Here is a 17,698-nt window from a genome sequence, read left to right as displayed (position 1 = left end):
TTATATCCTCCTGTGTGGTTGAAAAAGATTTGATTACATGATAATCTGTTTATTAATAAAAAACAAGTGTTTATTATATACATACAAAAAGAAAAGATGTGATCGGATTGAATATCGCAATTTTAGGACTTGGAACAGTCGGTGGTGGGGTCAAAGAAATCATCGATGAAAGCCCACGCCTAAAGGAAAAGTTAAACGTAGCAGCCATCTGGGTGAGAAAAGAAAAGGTGGACGCAACACAAAATAAGACGAATGATTATCAATCAATTCTGGATAATGATGACATTAAGGTCATCGTTGAAACGTTGGGTGGTATTCATCCAGCGTACGAGATGATTATGGATGCCTTTAAGGCGGGCAAGAACGTAGTAACTGCTAATAAGGCGGTCGTCGCAAAATACATGGAAGAATTTATCCATGAGGCTAAACAAAATCACGTATCATTTAGATTTGAACCCAGCGTCGCTGGTGGAATCCCATGGATTCAAAACCTTAAACGAGTTCTTCGAATCGATGATGTGCAATCAATCGGTGGGATTCTAAATGGGACCAGTAACTTTATTATCGATGCGATTGTGAATCAACACGTTAGTTTTAACGAAGCATTAAAGCAGGCGCAGGATTTAGGTTACGCTGAAGCTGATCCAACAGCCGATATTGATGGTTATGATGTTGAAAATAAGTTATGTATTTCGACTGATTTAGCGTTTAATACACTTGTTGAACCGGGGGATGAGATTAAGAAGGTCGGTATCAGAAACCTATTAAAGGAAGATGTTGATTTCTTCTTGCATCGCGAGATGAATATTAAATTGATTGGGCAAGCCAGGTTATATAATCAGAATAAATTGGCGATTTCAATCGAACCGACATTATTGCCGGTTGATAATACCATTGCGACCGTTAATGGTAATTTGAACTATGTTCAATTGACCGGAGATACCATCGGACCATTAGGGTTTTTAGGTCAGGGTGCCGGAAAGAAACCAACCGCAAATGCCTTATTACAAGATGTCGTCGATATTTTAGAAAATAATCCATACTATGATATTGATGGTAGTCATCATTTAGTAATCGACAATCATAACTTTGCAGCGGAATACATTTTAAGAACTGACGTTGATCTTAGTGGTTTAAAAGATGTTAATAACTTAGATGATAAGTATTGGCACCTAGCTAACCAAACAATTGAATCCGCTCATATGCTATACCAAGAAATTCTTCAAACAGATAACAAAGCAATCATGTTTAGACAATAAAAAAAGCAGCTTAGCGATTAGCTAAACTGCTTTTTATTTTTAGTACCAGTGGTGTTTTTGCCAGAATTTCTTAGCGTTAACCCATGAACCGTAACGACTAGCAACATATCTGTTGGCAGTTAGTTCTTGGTTCTTTTTAGATTTGTCACCATGTAGGTAGCTGATATCTAATTGGAATTTACCGTAACAAACACCGTTTCTTGCGTGGTATCTGTTGCTTGATTCGTGGAATGAAACCCAACGTCTTGCGGCGATGTTTTTCTTGCTTAGGTGCTTTTCAGCAACGTGTTGCCAGTTAACTGAAGCACTAGCTTGAACGTCGTTTTTAGCAAAGTTGATAGCGAATAAAATTAATAATGATGTAAATGCGATTACTGTGAATTTGATAAAAGATTTTGTAATGTTATTCAAGAAACATAACTCCTTTATATAAACCTTAAAAATTTTTTCTTTCGATTTCTTATGATGTTTAATACTATATAGGAGTTATATATCAGTAACGTTATTACATCGTTACAGTTATATTATGAATTGTTACAAACTGAAATATAACTGCTGAAAACGCTGCCATGACAACAATCATGACGGCGTAATTTTTATCAATTATTCAGTAATTTCATCCATATTTAGGCCTAAAGCGTCAGCAACTCGCTTACCATAGTCATGATCTGCACGGTAGAACAACTTAGTTTGACGTACTTTTGTGTCATGACTCTTAACGCTACCTAGGTGTTTCTTGATAGCTTGAATTAGGCGGTCTTTTTCATCATCTGAGTAGACGTGGTATAAGGCACCAGCTTGTGAGTATGGGTCTTCGTCATAGGTCTTGTAGTTGTTAGCTTCGCCTTCAACTGCAAATGGCTTAATCTTTGCATGAGGATCTTCACGTGGAGAATCTTCATATTGATTTGGTTCGTAGTTAACGTCACCATTTTGACCTTGTGACATGTAACCGTCACGAGCGTAGTTGTGAACTTCGGTCTTTGGACTATTAACAGGAAGATGTTCGTAGTTGGCACCTAAACGGTATCTAGCGGCGTCCTTGTATGCAAACAAACGACCTTGTAATAGTTTATCCATTGAAGGTTCGATTCCTGGAACTAGGTTTGCAGGAGAGAATGATGCTTCTTCAACATCGTTGAAGTAGTTTTCAGGATTTTCGTTTAATACGAATTCACCGATTTCTTGTAGTGGATAGTCCTTGTGAGAAACGGTCTTGGTAACATCAAAGATATCGTACTTGTAGTTTAATCCTTCTTCGTAAGGAATTAATTGAACACATACTTTCCACTTTGGATAGTCACCATTCTTGATGCGATCGTATAGATCTTGAATTAAGTAGTCAGTGTTTTCAGAAGCAACCTTAGCTGCTTGATCTTCGGTCATGTTCTTAACACCTTGTTCTGAGATGAAGTGGTACTTAACCCAGTATACTTCTCCCTTGGCGTTAACCCACTTGAATGTGTGTGAACCGTAACCGTTCATGTTAGCGTAGCTAGCTGGGTTACCACGATCACCCATTAAATAGGTAACTTGGTGAAGTGATTCAGGTGAGTGTGACCAGAAGTCCCATTGCATATCTTCTGAACGAAGATGAGTAGCAGGATCACGTTTTTGTGAGTGAATGAAGTCTGGGAACTTCAAAGGATCGTTAACAAAGAAGATAGGTGTGTTGTTACCAACGATATCGTAGTTTCCTTCATTAGTGTAGAACTTCATTGCGAAACCACGAACGTCTCTAATGGTATCAGGGTAACCTAATTCACCGGCAACTTCTGAGAAACGAATGGTAAGTGGTGTTTGTTTACCTTTACCGTTGAATAAGTCAGCTTTGGTGTAGTCGCTCATATCACGGGTAAGAGTGAAGACACCCTTAGCACCGGCACCTTTAGCGTGAACGACTCTTTCTGGGATACGTTCACGGTTAAAGTGAGCTAATTTTTCAATTAATTGGTAGTCTTGTAATAAAACAGGGCCACGATTTCCGGCAGTTAATGAATGGTTATTATCTGCCCATGGTTGACCTTCGTCAGTAGTTAGTTTGGTCATGAATAATTCCCCCTTTATGTTTATACACCAACATTGTAATGCTAAATAAAAACTTATGATAATATATGCTCAGAATTTTAACGATTTTTTAAAAAATTTATTGTTCATGATAGGGCAAAAAGGGTTATAATAAGATTGATTATTAGTTTATAATCATTATAAATAACGAAAGAAGGTACTACCATGCCATTCGATCCTACTGACGCACAAGATGTATATAAAGATGCGGGAAAAAATGTGTTATTTACAACACTAACTATTAATAGAAGTAACGCTGACGACGACCGTGAAAAAGTCGCAGAATTAGTATCTAGAGAACAAGCTATTTTACGCTCAATGAATATCAGATATCCAGAAGAACATTTAAAGGTTGCTTTTGGTTTTTCAAACTCCATTTGGGACTACTTATTTTCTGATGCTAAGAAACCACAAGAATTAGAAGATTTTAAACCAGTGAAGGGACCTAAATACACTTCACCTTCAACTCCAGCCGATTTATTTATTCACATTCGTGCTGATTCAGAAGCCGTCGTATATGAAGTGGCCAGTCAAATCAGAAACTACTACCGAGACTTTGCTACTGTTGAAGATGAAACCAAGGGATTCAGATACTTCGAAGGACGTGCCATCATTGGTTTCGTTGATGGTACCGAAAATCCAGAAATTCAAAAGGCTTCAGGATATGCCATTATTGGGGATGAAGATCCTGACTTTGAAAATGGTTCATACGCGTTTGCACAAAAATACATCCATAATATGGATGCTTGGAATGCATTAAAGACCGAAGACCAAGAAAAGGCAATTGGTAGAAAGAAATACTCCGACTTGGAACTAGAAGATGACGAAAAACTAGAAAACTCACACAACGTCGCATCTCAAGATAACGACGACGGTGTGGAACACAAGATTGTGAGAATGAACGTCCCATTCTCAGATCCTAGTTCAGGTAAGACTGGAACATACTTCATTGGATATGCTAGACATTGGACAGTTACTAAACGCATGTTAGAAAACATGTTTGGACAATCAGACCGCTTACTAGATTTCTCCGATCCAGTGACCGGTAACATGTTCTTTATCCCTTCTATGACAACGTTAGACCAAATCGTGGAAGGCGAACTACCAACTAAATAACTACCAACTATTTATGAGAGCGTTGATTAAATTCAACGCTTTTTTTATATAAAATTTTACGAACGATTACTTAATTTTGTATAATAATCTTTGTGAAATTTTAATTCAAAACTTTTCACAAAGAAAAAAACATACATTCGGTGTATAACTAGAAAAAATAAAATTTTTAAGATCTATATATATGCCCGAAAAATCAACAATTATCGCTATTTTTTAGTTTTCCACCTCATGTGGATAACTCTGTGGATAACATTGTGGAAAAGAAAGTTACACGGAAAATGCACTATTGTGAAACGCCTGTGTGACAGTATTTTTTGAGTGTTACACGGGTCAAAATGACATATACACAGATGTGGATAACTCGTGAAAAACCTTGACAATCTGTGGACAATATTAGTAGTAGTTAACAACATTTCCACATACTAAATATAGTGGTTCAAAATTTCAAAAAGGAGATTTCACAAATGAATATTAAACTAGTTGTGGTCGGAAAATTAAAAGAAAAATATTTTAAGGCCGGAATTGATGAGTATAGTAAGCGTTTATCACGTTTTTGTAAGTTTCGGATTATCGAAGTTCCAGATGAGAAAGCGCCTGAATCCCTTAGTGAATCAGAGATGCAAGACGTTATGGATAAAGAAGGAACTAGAATTTTAGACAAGATTGCTGACAAGGAATATGTATATGCACTAGCCATTCTTGGAAAAGAACGTGCATCCGAAGAATTCGCCAAAGAAATCGATAATTTAGCCACATATGGTCATTCAGACATCACTTTTGTGATTGGTGGATCACTTGGTCTAGCACCAAAGGTATTAAAACGTGCTGATACCCAAATTTCATTTGGTCGCTTTACCTTGCCACATCAATTGATGCGCTTGGTACTAACTGAACAAATTTACCGTGCCTTCATGATCAATGAAGGTAGTCCATATCATAAATAAGATACGCAAAAAGACGCCAGAAATTGGCGCCTTTTTTTATTTGAAATAATTACTTGTTTTTTGTTTTTATGTAATATATAGTTTACATATGGAATATATATATTACCTAAATTGATATAAAGATCACATGATAATCAGAGGAGTAACATTTTGGAAAATCGTGTTAGAGAAATACGCACAAAGGAAAATGTGCAACAAAAGGATCTGGCGAAGTCCGTTGGTATCTCCCGCCAAACGTTAAGTTTGATTGAAAAGGGAGAATACAACCCAAGTTTGAAGCTATGTTTCAACATTGCCAAAGCCCTAAAAACGGATTTAAATACTTTATTTTGGAATGAAGGAGTGGAATAGCCGATGAAAGAATCATTGTTTATAAAACTAGTTAAATATTTTTATGGAATTAGCAAACCGTTTGATGAGTTTGCCAGGGACGTCATTAACGACGCTGGAAATAAAATCGCTATTGGGTTAATGGTATATCTTCTTATGTCAGCATATGCGTTGATGGTACTGATAAGATGGTTCAGTCCTATGAATGTAGTAAGTGGTGTAATTATGGCTGATATATTTGTGCATTTGATTGCAAGTGCATATATGAGTAGAATCATTAGAAAAAATAAATTGGATTGCTATGAATTTGATAATGAAGAAGAACGAAAGATTTATGGTAAAAGATTTATTATCAGTAGAATATTCACGACTGTATTGACTTTGTCACTTGCTATGTATCCAATTTCGGTTTGGTTTAGATATTTGGGAATGTCCGAAAGTATTTTTCCATCCTTTATTGGTTGTTTTATTGGTATTTTGGTGGCAATCTATACTCAGTATTGTCGTCAATTTAAAAAATGAGGTGAATGAATATGAAGGAATCTTTTTTTACTAAGATGATTAAATTTATTTACGGTATTAATGAACCGTTTGATGAATTTACCAATAAGGTAATTTCTGAGGCTGCCAACAAGGTGGCATTTGGACTTATTATCTTTCTGTTTGCTTCGATCTTTGTATCACTTGGAATAGGAAACTTTTATGATACTTCCGATATTGCGCTTGGTATGATTTTTGCAGATTCAATAGCCGTTTTAATTGCATTAACATATATGAATATTGTTGTTAAACGCCATGGATTAGATGAATATGATTATAGTAACGACAGTGAACGAAAAATAGCTATCAGAAGTTTTATCATTCAAAACCTAATTACATTAGTAGCTATAATGACGGTTCTTATTTGTTTCAACTTAATTTTGGGTGGCCACTTCGACTTTATTCTCTTTGTTATATATCCAATAGCGTTTGTTATCTCAACGTATTTAGGATACCGTCGTAATTTCAAATAATAAAAAAGCTCAGGGCGCATGCTCTAAGCTTTTTTAGTCTTATCCACAATATAATTAAATAGGTTAATCAATTTACCAACGAAAAGAACTGCTAAAACAGTTCCGATCCCAATTGAAGTAATGTGATGTAGGAATACTAATCCTAAAATGATTGTGATGACGATCATTGATGCATCGAAACAAAACTTCATTTGGCCAAAAGGTTTATGTAGTTTTTCACTGATGACGTTAACGAAACCATCTGCTGGAATTAGCACGAATGCGGCCTTTACCATCATAAAGATACCTAGAGCGGTACATAAAATGGCTAATAATGTGACCGGAATTCTTTCTGCGTATCCGTTTAATGGGATGCGTTTCAAACCAACGGTCAAACCGTAGAAATCAACCAGCCAACCGAATACAAATGCTAGGACCAATTGTAGGACGATTTTTAATTCAAATCTTCTGACGATAATCAGTTGGACTAATACCAAGATGATGAAGAAAATGGTAGTGGCGTGACCTAGTGTGGTATGAATAATAAATGACAATGTTTGTGGAACAGAGACTAATGAACTTACCCCAAGTTTTCCGCAAGCAAATAGTGTTGTACCAAGGGCTAAGACGTTTAGTCCAATTATGTACAAGATGATTCTAAACAACATTTTTGCTTTCAATATAAACATCTCCCAAATAAAACAATATTAAGTAATATTTCATTTATTGGCGGATTAAGCAAGAAAAAAGCTCTTTTGTGGTAAAATTAACATCATAATATGAAACTAGGAGTGCTTATAATGAAAAAAGGACAGCTGAGTTTCTTGCGTAAAAAATTACTACTATCAATTGCGACATGCGCAGTTGTGGTAGCGACTTTATTTGGAATTGGATTGATTCTATCTATTTCTAATTCTAAGGCGGAAACTTCAGGGATTGTAAAACCATCGTATAATCCTAACAACGACTATGCTGCAAAAAATGCGTTTTACAAGATTGATAAACAAAACATCTCCACTGTTGATGGATATTTAACGTTTAACACCTGGTACCGCCCAAAGATGATTCTAAGAAACGGTCAAAAGTGGGAAAAATCCACTAAACATGATCGTCGCCCAATCTTGATGGCATGGTGGCCAAGCAAACGTCTAGAAACCCAATACATCAATTTCATGAACGAATATTTTGATTATGGTGATGATACGTACGATATCACCAGCTCACAAAGTGATTTGAATTCTGCGACTCAGGTTATTCAAAAAGAAATCGAAATGCGCATAACCCAAACTAAGAGTATTAAATGGTTAAAAGCAATTATTCAAGAATTTATTCAAGATCAATCTCAATATAGTTTGGTAAAACGTGATGAAAAAAGTAATAAACTAGTCGACGGACAACATAAGCACTTTCAGATTGACGATGTTAAACGTCTAAATAAAATATTCTAAACAAAAAGACCTCGAAATCATTTCGAGGTCTTTTTTATTTTTTACTTATTCTTACGACGTAGTGCAAATGCTGCTAATCCTAGTGCTGTAGCAATGGCTACGACACCAAGAGAAATTAGTACGTTTTGTTCAGTCTTGTCACCAGTTTGAGGTAACTTGTTTTTGTTTTCAGTAGCAGGGTGTGAAGCGTTGTTCTTGTGACCAGGAACAGCTGGATCTACATGCTTGATAGTAACTTCCCTGTTTGGCTTACCAAAGTTGTTACCAGTTGATGGTGTAGTAGGAGTAGCACTGTTTTCTGAAGTAGGTTTGCCGGCATTGTTACCGTTGTTGCTTACTGCAGAAGATTGAGCGCTCGAACTTTCAACGCTAGAACTTTGAGTTGGGTTACTTGCGTTGTTGCTGTGTTCGTTAGTTACTGAAGATTGAGCACTTGAGCTGTTAGCTTCTGAGCTTTGAGCAGAAGATTGAGCACTTGAGCTGTTAGCTTCTGAACTTGAAGCAGAGGATTGAGCACTTGAGCTAGTAGCTTCTGAGCTTGAAGCAGAGCTTTGAGCGCTTGAATCAGCTGGCTTTGAAGAGTTACTGTCAGCACTTGAACTAGGAGCAACAGTCTTGTAAACAACGTTTTCAGTGATGTCACTTGAGTCGTTGTTTACGTTTCCACTTACAGTTGATTGAGCATTGTTTGCTAATTTGTATCCCTTAACTTCAGGACTTGAGAATGAGTAACTGTCATCGCTTAAAGCTCTCCAGTCGTTATTCCAAATTTGTTGACCAGTTGCGTCGACTTTCTTACCAGTTTCAACAAAGTTAACTGTCTTAGTTTGAGGTGAGCTGATTTGCTGACCGTCTTGATCAATGTAGTTAACTGTTACCTTAACAGCCTTGCTTTGGCTGTTAGTAGTTGCCCAGTTAACGTTAAGTGTGTATCTACCACCAAAGTAACCAGGTTGGCTAATTCCAAAATTTGATCCGAAGTCAAATGATACAGTTGATGTGTTAGCACCAGTGTAGTTTAACCTAACACCCTTGATACCGTTTGATTTAGTGTTTTGGCCTTCTTCAGTTGCTTCTACAAGTTTGAATGGAAGACCATCGTTTCCAATGATTGTTGCGCTGGAATCTGAAAGGTTTGATGCCTCAAGGTTAGTACCTGCGTTGTCGTCAGTTGCAAGGTATGTCCAGTTCACACCGTCTGTTAGGGTAACGTCCTTAATGGTTACAGGAACTAAGACGCTTTGACCGTTTTCTGGTTTAACAACTATTTGAGTATCGTTAACGGTTTGTTTAGTAGCAAGTGAGTTAGAGTTGAATTTAAAGCCACTCATCCAAGAAATGTCGTTAATGTTGTTGTTATTAACAACGAATGTTTGTAGGTTCTTGAAGTTATCAGCCTTACCAGCTAAAGAATTGACGTTTTGAATCTTGTTACCAGCGGCTGAAATAACTTTTAAGTTATGCCAGTTAGTGGTTGCAAAAGCGTTAATGTCTGAAATGTTGTTATTATCAGCATTCAATGTTTGTAGGTTTGGCCAGTTTGCTGAAGCAATTACTGAAATGTCAGAGATTTGGTTGCTTTCAACAATTAGCTTTTGTAGGTTTGGCCAGTTAACTTTAGCGATTGGTGAGATGTCTGTAATCTTGTTAAAACCGGCATTTAAATCAGTTAGACTGTTCCATTTTTGAGTAACTACTGGTGTGAAATCTGAGATTTGGTTATGGTTTACATCGATTTTTTGGACGTTTGGAATTTGAATGTCCTTTAAGAAGTCCAAGTTACTGATGTTGTTGTGTGATAAGTCCAAGTATGTCAATGAAGTGTCTGACCATTTACCTAATGTAGCGAATTGGTCACTGTTGATGTTGTCACCACTTAATGAAACGCTTGATAGCTTGTTCCATTGAACGAATGGACTTAAGTCTTTGATGCCACTGATGTCGACATTATCAATAGAAAATGAAGTGATATTTGGTAGGATGCTTGTGTTGAAGTTATCTAATGATGAAACCTTTTCTGATCCATTACCGCTGTAATTAATGGAAGTTAGTTTTGCTAAATCATCGTTGGTAATTTGGTTAGCATTTGAGTAGTTTGTGTGTTCTTGACTGTTAACAGAACTTAATAAAATCTTTCTGATTGTGTTGTCTTTGATTGTTGCAATGTTAGCGGTAGAAGTATCAACATTGCTACTGTCAGCGTGAGCTACAATTGAGTAGTTGTTAGATTGGTTAATTAGAGCATTGGCTTGAACTGTACCAAATACTAAGGTAGAAAAAAGTAAAGCTGTTTTTAAAGATGTTTTTTTCATAAATGTCCGCTTCCCTCTGAATTATTATTTTATGATTAAAATAATAATCTATTTATCTAAAACTCTCTATACTTATAAAGTTAAGTTTTTTTCAATTTTATAAAGAAAAGCTAAAGAAGATTATATAAGTATTAACATGTGCATGTAATAATTATTACTACTACAATATATTTGTAGCGTTTTATATTTAGATAGCGTACAATTAAAAAATAATGAGAAAATGATGATAAAGAAGGAGTGTTATTGATGGCTGAATTAGTTAGATTATTTAATCGATTTCAACCTGAACACTACGACATCTATTTAGATGTTAGCCGTAGTGAAAAGAAATTTAGTGGAAAGACCACAATTTACGGTAATGCAAGTGAAGCAGAAATTGGCATTCACGAAAAAGACTTTGATGTCACCAACGTTTCAGTAGATGGAACTCCCGTTGACTTTAATGTTGATAATGACAACGAAGTAATTAACGTATCTTTAGATAAGACCGGTGAAGTTGCCGTAACTATTGAATACTCCGCCAAGTTAACTGATACCATGATGGGAATTTACCCTTCATATTACCAAGTTAATGGTGAACAAAAACAATTAGTAGGAACTCAATTTGAAACCAACTTTGCTAGACAAGCGTTCCCATGTATTGATGAACCGGAAGCAAAGGCTAAGTTTAAGCTAGCACTTAAGTTTGATGAACAACCTGGTGAAATTGCTTTAGCAAACATGCCAGAAGTCAAAGTAGAAAACGGTGTTCATTACTTTGATGAAACTGTCAAAATGTCTACTTATCTAGTTGCATTTGCCTTTGGTGACATGCAAAGTAAGATGACTGAAACTAAGAGTGGTGTAAAAGTTGGTGTCTTCGGTACCAAGGTCCATGACGCAAAAGAACTAGATTTTGCCTTAGATATCGCTAAGCGCTCAATCGAATTCTTCGAAGACTTCTACCAAACTCCATACCCACTTCCACATTCATGGCAATTAGCGCTACCTGACTTCTCAGCAGGGGCAATGGAAAACTGGGGACTAGTAACTTATCGTGAAGCATACTTATTACTAGATCCAGATAACACTTCATTTGAAGTAAAACAACGTGTTGCTACGGTTATTGCTCATGAATTAGCTCACCAATGGTTCGGTGACTTAGTAACCATGAGATGGTGGGATGACCTATGGTTGAACGAAAGTTTTGCCAACATGATGGAATACGTTGCCATCGACGCAATCGAACCTTCATGGAACATTTGGGAAGTATTCCAAACTACTGATGTTCCTGCAGCGTTAAAACGTGATGCTGTTGACGGTGTTCAATCAGTTCACGTTGAAGTTCATCACCCAGCAGAAATCGATGCACTATTTGATGGAGCTATCGTTTACGCCAAGGGTGCCAGAATGTTAGTGATGGTTCGTGCCTTAATCGGAGACGATGCATTACGTGAAGGTCTAAAGAACTACTTTGCTGCTCACAAGTACGGAAACGCTGCTGGTTCTGACTTATGGGATGCACTTGGTAAGGCTGCTGGCATGGATCTAGGTAAGATTATGGAATCATGGCTAGAACAACCAGGTTACCCAGTTGTGAACGCATACGTTGAAGACAACCGTTTGAAGTTAGCTCAAAAGCAATTCTTCACCGGTGAAGGTAAGGATGAAGGTCGTCGTTGGCAAATTCCTTTAAACGCAAACTACGATCAAGCTCCTGACATCTTCAGTGAAGAAACTGTCGATTTAGGTGACTACCAAGAATTACGTAAACTAAACGGCAAACCATTTAGAGTAAACGTTGGTAACAATTCACACTTTATCGTGAAATACGATGACACATTACAATCAGACATCTTAAGCGATTCCGATAACTTATCTCCAATCGATAAGATGCAATTACTACAAGATCTTCGTTTACTAGCCGAAGCAAAACAAGTATCATACGCTGACGTTGTTCCAGTATTAAAACAATTTGCTGATAGCGAATCTAATGTGATTAACGACTCCGTTTACACATTAGCCAACAACTTGAAGAAGTTCGTTGAACCAGGAACTGAAGACGAAGACAACTTGAAGAACCTATTCAGACAACTAAGTGACAAACAACTAGAACGTCTAGGACTAGTTAGCGTAGATGGCGAAAGTAACAATGATAAGTTAACTCGTCCATACATCTTAGGGGCTGCATTATACGATGACAACAAGGATTTCGCCGAAGCTGCTCACGCAATCTTCCAAGATCACCAATCCAACTTGTTATCATTACAAGCTGACACCCGTGTTTACATCTTAGCTAATGAAATGAAAAACTACTCAAATGCTGAAGAATTCGATGCATTAGTTGAAGAATACAAACAATCAACTGACCCAAGTTACAAGCAAGATATCTGTGCTGCAGTAACTCTAACAAAGGATGCTAAACTACTAGGTAAACTAGTTGCTAACTTTGAAGATAGTAGTGTTGTAAAACCTCAAGACTTACGTGCTTGGTTCTCAGGTGTATTGAGAAATTCAGCTGGTCAACAATTCGCATGGGACTGGATCAGAAACGAATGGCAATGGCTAGAAGATACTGTTGGTGGTGACATGGAATTCGCTACATTTATTACAGTTATCTCAAACATCTTCCATACCAGAACTCGTCTAGATGAATTCAAAGCATTCTTTGAACCAAAACTAGACACTCCAGGTTTAACCCGTGAAATTAAGATGGATACTAGAGCAATCACAAGTACCGTTGAATTGGTTGAATCTGAAAAAGACGCTGTGAGAGAAGCAATTAAATAATCATAAAGAAAAGGAACCTATATATTAGGTTCCTTTTTTAATATTCATAATATAAATGTAATAATTTGTAAACTAAAATCCCGCCAAAACGTTGTAATATATAGCTATTGATATCATTAAGGGGGATGAAGTTAAATGAAAAAGTTAATGGTGGCTTTTATGGCTATCTTTATGCTTGGTTCATCATTTGTTACTGTTAGCGCAAGTGCCGATACTAATAGTAGTTATACCAAAGCGATGGATAAGTACAATAAGACAAGTAGCGCGACTTATGCGATTAACATGGATACTAACCAGGTCTACTATCAAAAGAATGCAACTTCTAAACGTGCAGTTGCTTCAACCGCTAAGATTATGACATTATACTTAGCAATCCAAAAGGCCCAAACTACCAAGAACGGTTGGAACCAAAAAGTTAAAATATCACGCAGTTTAGCAAACATGAGTAGACACCATTCTCTAGGTAGCTACGTATTAAAGGCTAACAAGACATACACCGTTAGAAACCTATACAAGGCTTCATTAATTGCGTCATCCAACAGTGCCACGATTGCGTTGGGACAATGGGTGTCCGGTACTAACAATAAGTTTATCAAGAAGATGAACGCGCAAGTAAAAGCATGGGGGATTAGCTCTCAAGCTCACTTCGTTTCTTCATCCGGGCTAGAAAACTCTGACTTATATCCATATTACATTCGATACGGTTCACGTTATGATTACAACCGTGTATCAGCAAAAGCATTAGCTGTGATTGCTTCAAATCTCTTAAGATTGTATCCATCAATCATCAACGATGCCAAGCTGTATCGTTACCGCCAAAGTGGCCAAACCTTAAAGAACACCAACGAATTATTAGCGGGTGGACTTAGATACAATGCGGCATTGCATGTCGATGGATTAAAGACTGGATACACACCACTAGCAGGTAATTGTCTGGTAAGCACTAGTCAATTACCAAACAAGAATCGTGTCATTATCGTATCTCTACACGATCGATTCAATGCTTACGATCAATCAAGAATGTACAAAATGATTTACAAGACATTTCCTGAATTTAAATAGTTCAAAAGACCAACTTTGTTAAGTTGGTCTTTTTTTGTGCTAATATTTGTGTTTTTCACGAACTATAACATATTATTTTAAAATATTGTTCGCTTTTTAGTTGACGAAAGTTAAATCGGTTGTTATTATAAGTTTAACCATTTAGAGGGGAGACTTATAAAAATGGATGTAGCAGTTGTAATGGGTTCTATCTCTGATTTCCCTAAAATACAGGGAACTATCGATACTTTAGATAGCTTAGACATTAGTTATAATACCAAGATTATCTCAGCCCATCGGATGCCAAACGAATTACAAGCTTTTGGTCGTTCAGCAGAACACGAACGATACAAGGTAATCATTGCTGCGGCGGGTGGAGCAGCACATTTGCCAGGGATGTTAGCGGCAAATACAACCTTACCGGTCATCGGAATTCCGGTTAAGACCAGCACCTTAAACGGGGTCGATTCACTACTATCAATCGTTCAAATGCCTTCTGGCGTACCGGTAGCGACCGTCGCAATTGGTGATGCTGGTGCAAAGAACGCTGCGTTGTTAGCGGCACAAATTCTAGCGGTTAGCGATGAAAAGATTGCACAAAGTCTAGATGATTTTCGTGAAAGACAAACAAAGGAGGCAATTGATAGTAATGAACAATTACGCTAAGCCAATTTTGCCACCAGCCACCATTGGAATTTTAGGTGGCGGTCAATTGGGTCAGATGATGGCACTAGTTGCTAAGGAAATGGGATATAAAGTTGGTGTTTTAGATCCAACCCCAGACGCTCCGGCAGCTCAAGTTGCTGACTTTCAAATTATCGCTGATTATGACGACGTATCTGCAATTAAACGATTAGCTGACAAGTCTGATGTTTTAACTTACGAGTTTGAAAATGTCGACCAAAAAGCAATCAAAAAGGTTTCGGATACTACATATATCCCGCAACCGATTAGCGAACTAGAAACAACTAGTAATCGAAACAAGGAAAAGGGCTTTTTACAAAGCATTGGAGCACCTGTTACTGACTACTCGCCAGTAAATAATGCCGACGATTTATTAAAGGCGTACCAACAAATCTCAACTCCTGCGATTTTAAAAACCGCTGAGGGTGGCTATGATGGCCACGGTCAATTCGACATTAATAATGAAGACGACCTAAAGGAAGCCATTAAACACTTGGACGGCATTGAGTGGATATACGAAAGAAAGCAACCTTTTGTACAGGAAGTTTCCATAATGGTAGACCGAGATGTTTCCGGCAAGGTGATTGTCTTCCCACTTAGCGAAAATATTCATGAAGACCACATCTTACACACTAGCATCGTGCCAGCAAGAACTGACGACAGCGTTCATAAGGATGCCGAACATATTGCTGAAAACATCGCTTCAGAAATGAAACTAGTCGGTGTATTAGGCATCGAATTCTTCTTAATGAAAGACGGTAGCTTACTGGTTAACGAACTAGCGCCAAGACCACATAATTCAGGTCACTACACCATTGAGGCCTGTAACGTTTCTCAATTTAAAGCACATATTTTAAGTATTTGTAATCTATCCTTACCCGATATCGAGTTAATTGATAACGCCGTTATGGTGAACTTGTTGGGTGACAATTTAATACTCGGTCGAAACGAGTTAGTTAACCATCCAAACTGGAACTTCCATGATTATGGTAAGGCTGAAATTAAGCATCAAAGAAAAATGGGTCACATCACCGTGACTGGTTCATCAATTGATCAATTATTGCAAGACGTTAAATTATTTAGATGAGGAGAATTAAAATGACTACATTAGTTGCATCAGGAAAGACTAAAGAACTATACACCACCGATGATTCAAGCGTATTGCGTGTGCACTACACAGACCACACCACTGCTGGGGATGGTTTGCGTAATGAATTAATCGAAAACAAGGGTGCGGTTAACAATGAAATTTCAAGTATGATTTTTACATACCTAAACGAAAATGGTGTTGCTACGCACTTTATTGAACGTGTTAACGAAACAGATCAATTAAATAAAAAAGTTGAAATGATTCCGCTGGAAGTTGTAATTAGAAACTTTGCAGCCGGACATTTCCAAAAAAGATTCGGCACTGATTATCTTCAAACATTGAAAGAACCAGTTGTCGAATTTTTTTATAAGGATAATGATTTGCACGATCCAATCGTTACTAAGTCTGATGCAATTGGTTTAGATTTAATCGAATCCGACAAGTTAGCTCAACTAGAAGCTGACGGTTTGAAGGTTAACCAAATTTTGACTCAATTATTCGACAAGATGAACGTGACGCTAGTTGATTTCAAACTAGAGTTTGGAATTAACGAAGATGGTGAAATCATCCTAGCTGATGAAATCTCACCTGATTCATGTCGTTTACTTGATAAAGACACTAACGAATCATTAGATAAGGATGTCTTTCGAAAAGAAGCTGGCGATATGATGCCAGGTTATCTAGAAATTCTAAATCGTTTACGAGCAGCCATTTAGGGAGGAAGAAAATATGTATTTAGCACAGATTTATGTCCATCACAAAGCATCAATTTTAGATCCTCAAGGTGAAGCAGTATTGAATGCCTTACAACGTTTGGGTTACGACAAGGTCGACTCAGTCAAACAAGGTAAGTACTTTGAAGTTAACATCAAAGCAAGCAGCGAAGATGAAGCATCAAAGGTAGTTAACGACATCGCCAAAGATTTATTGGTGAACCACAACATGGAATCATTCGAATTTGAACTAAAGGGAGTGGCAAAATGAAGTTTGCAGTAATTAGTTTTCCCGGCTCCAACTGTGACATGGATATGTATTATGCAGTGCGCGACTCACTAAATGAAGACGTTGACCTAGTTACTTCAGATGCTACTAACTTAGACGGATACGATGGTGTCTTGATTCCTGGTGGTTTTTCATACGGTGATTACCTAAGAAGTGGTGCCGTTGCTCGTTTTGCACCGGTTATGGAATCAGTTAAGGAAATGGCTGCTGAAGGCAAACCAGTATTGGGTGTCTGCAATGGTTTCCAAATCCTAACGGAAGCTAACCTATTACCCGGTTCACTTCAACACAACACCAGCATGGAATTCATCTCAGATTGGTCCAAATTACGTGTCCAAAATAACGACACAATGTTTACCGACCAATACGAAGAATCAGAAGTTATCGATATTCCAATCGCTCACGGTGAAGGTAACTACTACTGTGACGACGAAACTTTAGCTCAATTAAAGGCTAACAATCAAATCGTCTTCGCTTACGAAGATAATCCCAACGGTAGTTGTGACAACATCGCAGGTGTCGTGAACGAACAAGGTAATGTTTTAGGAATGATGCCTCATCCAGAACGTGCCGTTGAAAGTATTTTAGGTGGAACTGACGGCTTGAAGTTATTCAAGTCATTATTAAATCACGTTAGGAGCTAA

18 protein-coding genes are annotated in these 17,698 nt (G+C 37.4%); 14 read left to right on the top strand and 4 right to left on the bottom strand.

The features are described 5' to 3' along the window. The first annotated feature begins 107 nt into the window (after positions 1-107). The gene (locus tag JUD45_RS01160; RefSeq protein ID WP_203619491.1) at positions 108-1,259 is read left to right on the top strand and encodes a homoserine dehydrogenase; all 1,152 of its coding nucleotides are present in this window, start codon (positions 108-110) and stop codon (positions 1,257-1,259) included. A gap of 39 nt (positions 1,260-1,298) precedes the next feature. On the opposite strand, the gene JUD45_RS01155 is transcribed toward JUD45_RS01160, so the two are convergent. After that, a complete protein-coding gene (locus JUD45_RS01155; RefSeq protein WP_373301488.1) occupies positions 1,299-1,670 on the bottom strand; it encodes an aggregation-promoting factor C-terminal-like domain-containing protein in 372 nt (123 codons plus the stop codon). Positions 1,671-1,862: 192 nt separating this feature from the next. Further along, entirely contained in the window at positions 1,863-3,308 is a 1,446-nt protein-coding gene (locus JUD45_RS01150) for a catalase (protein ID WP_203619490.1), read from the bottom strand. Between the two features lie 183 nt (positions 3,309-3,491). On the opposite strand from JUD45_RS01150, the gene JUD45_RS01145 reads away from it, so the two are divergent. The 5 genes from JUD45_RS01145 to JUD45_RS01125 all read left to right on the top strand — a co-directional run bounded on the left by JUD45_RS01145 (position 3,492) and on the right by JUD45_RS01125 (position 6,729). After that, entirely contained in the window at positions 3,492-4,442 is a 951-nt protein-coding gene (locus JUD45_RS01145) for a Dyp-type peroxidase (protein WP_203619489.1), read from the top strand. A 464-nt stretch (positions 4,443-4,906) separates the two neighbouring features. Next, positions 4,907-5,386, top strand: a complete 480-nt coding sequence (rlmH, locus tag JUD45_RS01140) for a 23S rRNA (pseudouridine(1915)-N(3))-methyltransferase RlmH (RefSeq protein WP_138727185.1) — start codon at positions 4,907-4,909, stop codon at positions 5,384-5,386. A 147-nt stretch (positions 5,387-5,533) separates the two neighbouring features. After that, positions 5,534-5,737, top strand: a complete 204-nt coding sequence (locus tag JUD45_RS01135; RefSeq protein ID WP_080719854.1) for a helix-turn-helix transcriptional regulator — start codon at positions 5,534-5,536, stop codon at positions 5,735-5,737. A gap of 3 nt (positions 5,738-5,740) precedes the next feature. Continuing rightward, a complete protein-coding gene (locus JUD45_RS01130; RefSeq protein WP_138727184.1) occupies positions 5,741-6,238 on the top strand; it encodes a DUF3278 domain-containing protein in 498 nt (165 codons plus the stop codon). 11 nt (positions 6,239-6,249) lie between these two features. Continuing rightward, a complete protein-coding gene (locus tag JUD45_RS01125; RefSeq protein WP_203619488.1) occupies positions 6,250-6,729 on the top strand; it encodes a DUF3278 domain-containing protein in 480 nt (159 codons plus the stop codon). A gap of 23 nt (positions 6,730-6,752) precedes the next feature. Here JUD45_RS01125 and JUD45_RS01120 read toward each other — a convergent pair whose 3' ends face one another. Beyond that, positions 6,753-7,388: a YczE/YyaS/YitT family protein gene (locus tag JUD45_RS01120; RefSeq protein ID WP_203619487.1), complete on the bottom strand. Its 636-nt coding sequence runs from the start codon at positions 7,386-7,388 to the stop codon at positions 6,753-6,755. A 120-nt stretch (positions 7,389-7,508) separates the two neighbouring features. On the opposite strand from JUD45_RS01120, the gene JUD45_RS01115 reads away from it, so the two are divergent. Continuing rightward, on the top strand, positions 7,509-8,156 hold the full coding sequence (locus tag JUD45_RS01115) for a glycoside hydrolase family 70 protein (protein WP_041153155.1): 648 nt from the start codon (positions 7,509-7,511) through the stop codon (positions 8,154-8,156). A 41-nt stretch (positions 8,157-8,197) separates the two neighbouring features. Here JUD45_RS01115 and JUD45_RS01110 read toward each other — a convergent pair whose 3' ends face one another. Then, the gene (locus JUD45_RS01110; protein ID WP_203619486.1) at positions 8,198-10,468 is read right to left on the bottom strand and encodes a leucine-rich repeat domain-containing protein; all 2,271 of its coding nucleotides are present in this window, start codon (positions 10,466-10,468) and stop codon (positions 8,198-8,200) included. A gap of 246 nt (positions 10,469-10,714) precedes the next feature. Here JUD45_RS01110 and JUD45_RS01105 point away from each other — a divergent pair, with 246 nt between their 5' ends. From JUD45_RS01105 to purQ, 7 genes are all read left to right on the top strand, one after another. Next, positions 10,715-13,237, top strand: a complete 2,523-nt coding sequence (locus JUD45_RS01105; protein WP_203619485.1) for a M1 family metallopeptidase — start codon at positions 10,715-10,717, stop codon at positions 13,235-13,237. 135 nt (positions 13,238-13,372) lie between these two features. Continuing rightward, entirely contained in the window at positions 13,373-14,299 is a 927-nt protein-coding gene (locus JUD45_RS01100; RefSeq protein WP_203619484.1) for a D-alanyl-D-alanine carboxypeptidase family protein, read from the top strand. Positions 14,300-14,461: 162 nt separating this feature from the next. After that, on the top strand, positions 14,462-14,944 hold the full coding sequence (purE, locus tag JUD45_RS01095; RefSeq protein ID WP_203619483.1) for a 5-(carboxyamino)imidazole ribonucleotide mutase: 483 nt from the start codon (positions 14,462-14,464) through the stop codon (positions 14,942-14,944). Continuing rightward, positions 14,928-16,049 carry a 5-(carboxyamino)imidazole ribonucleotide synthase gene (gene purK / locus JUD45_RS01090; protein ID WP_138727178.1) on the top strand — a complete coding sequence of 374 codons (1,122 nt, stop codon included), beginning with the start codon at positions 14,928-14,930 and terminating at the stop codon, positions 16,047-16,049. The genes purE and purK overlap by 17 nt, the downstream gene beginning before the upstream one ends. Positions 16,050-16,060: 11 nt before the next feature. Further along, positions 16,061-16,768 (top strand): phosphoribosylaminoimidazolesuccinocarboxamide synthase, encoded by a 708-nt coding sequence (gene purC / locus JUD45_RS01085; RefSeq protein ID WP_225879391.1) that lies wholly within the window; start codon positions 16,061-16,063, stop codon positions 16,766-16,768. 13 nt (positions 16,769-16,781) lie between these two features. After that, a complete protein-coding gene (purS, locus tag JUD45_RS01080) occupies positions 16,782-17,036 on the top strand; it encodes a phosphoribosylformylglycinamidine synthase subunit PurS (protein ID WP_138727176.1) in 255 nt (84 codons plus the stop codon). Further along, positions 17,033-17,698: a phosphoribosylformylglycinamidine synthase subunit PurQ gene (gene purQ / locus JUD45_RS01075; protein WP_203619482.1), complete on the top strand. Its 666-nt coding sequence runs from the start codon at positions 17,033-17,035 to the stop codon at positions 17,696-17,698. Before purS ends, purQ begins: the two co-directional genes overlap by 4 nt.

This window comes from Apilactobacillus nanyangensis (assembly GCF_016861915.1).
GTDB classification, from domain to species: domain Bacteria; phylum Bacillota; class Bacilli; order Lactobacillales; family Lactobacillaceae; genus Apilactobacillus; species Apilactobacillus nanyangensis.
The sequence above is the reverse complement of the archived record's forward strand: the minus strand, read 5'-3'. Positions and strand labels throughout refer to the sequence as shown.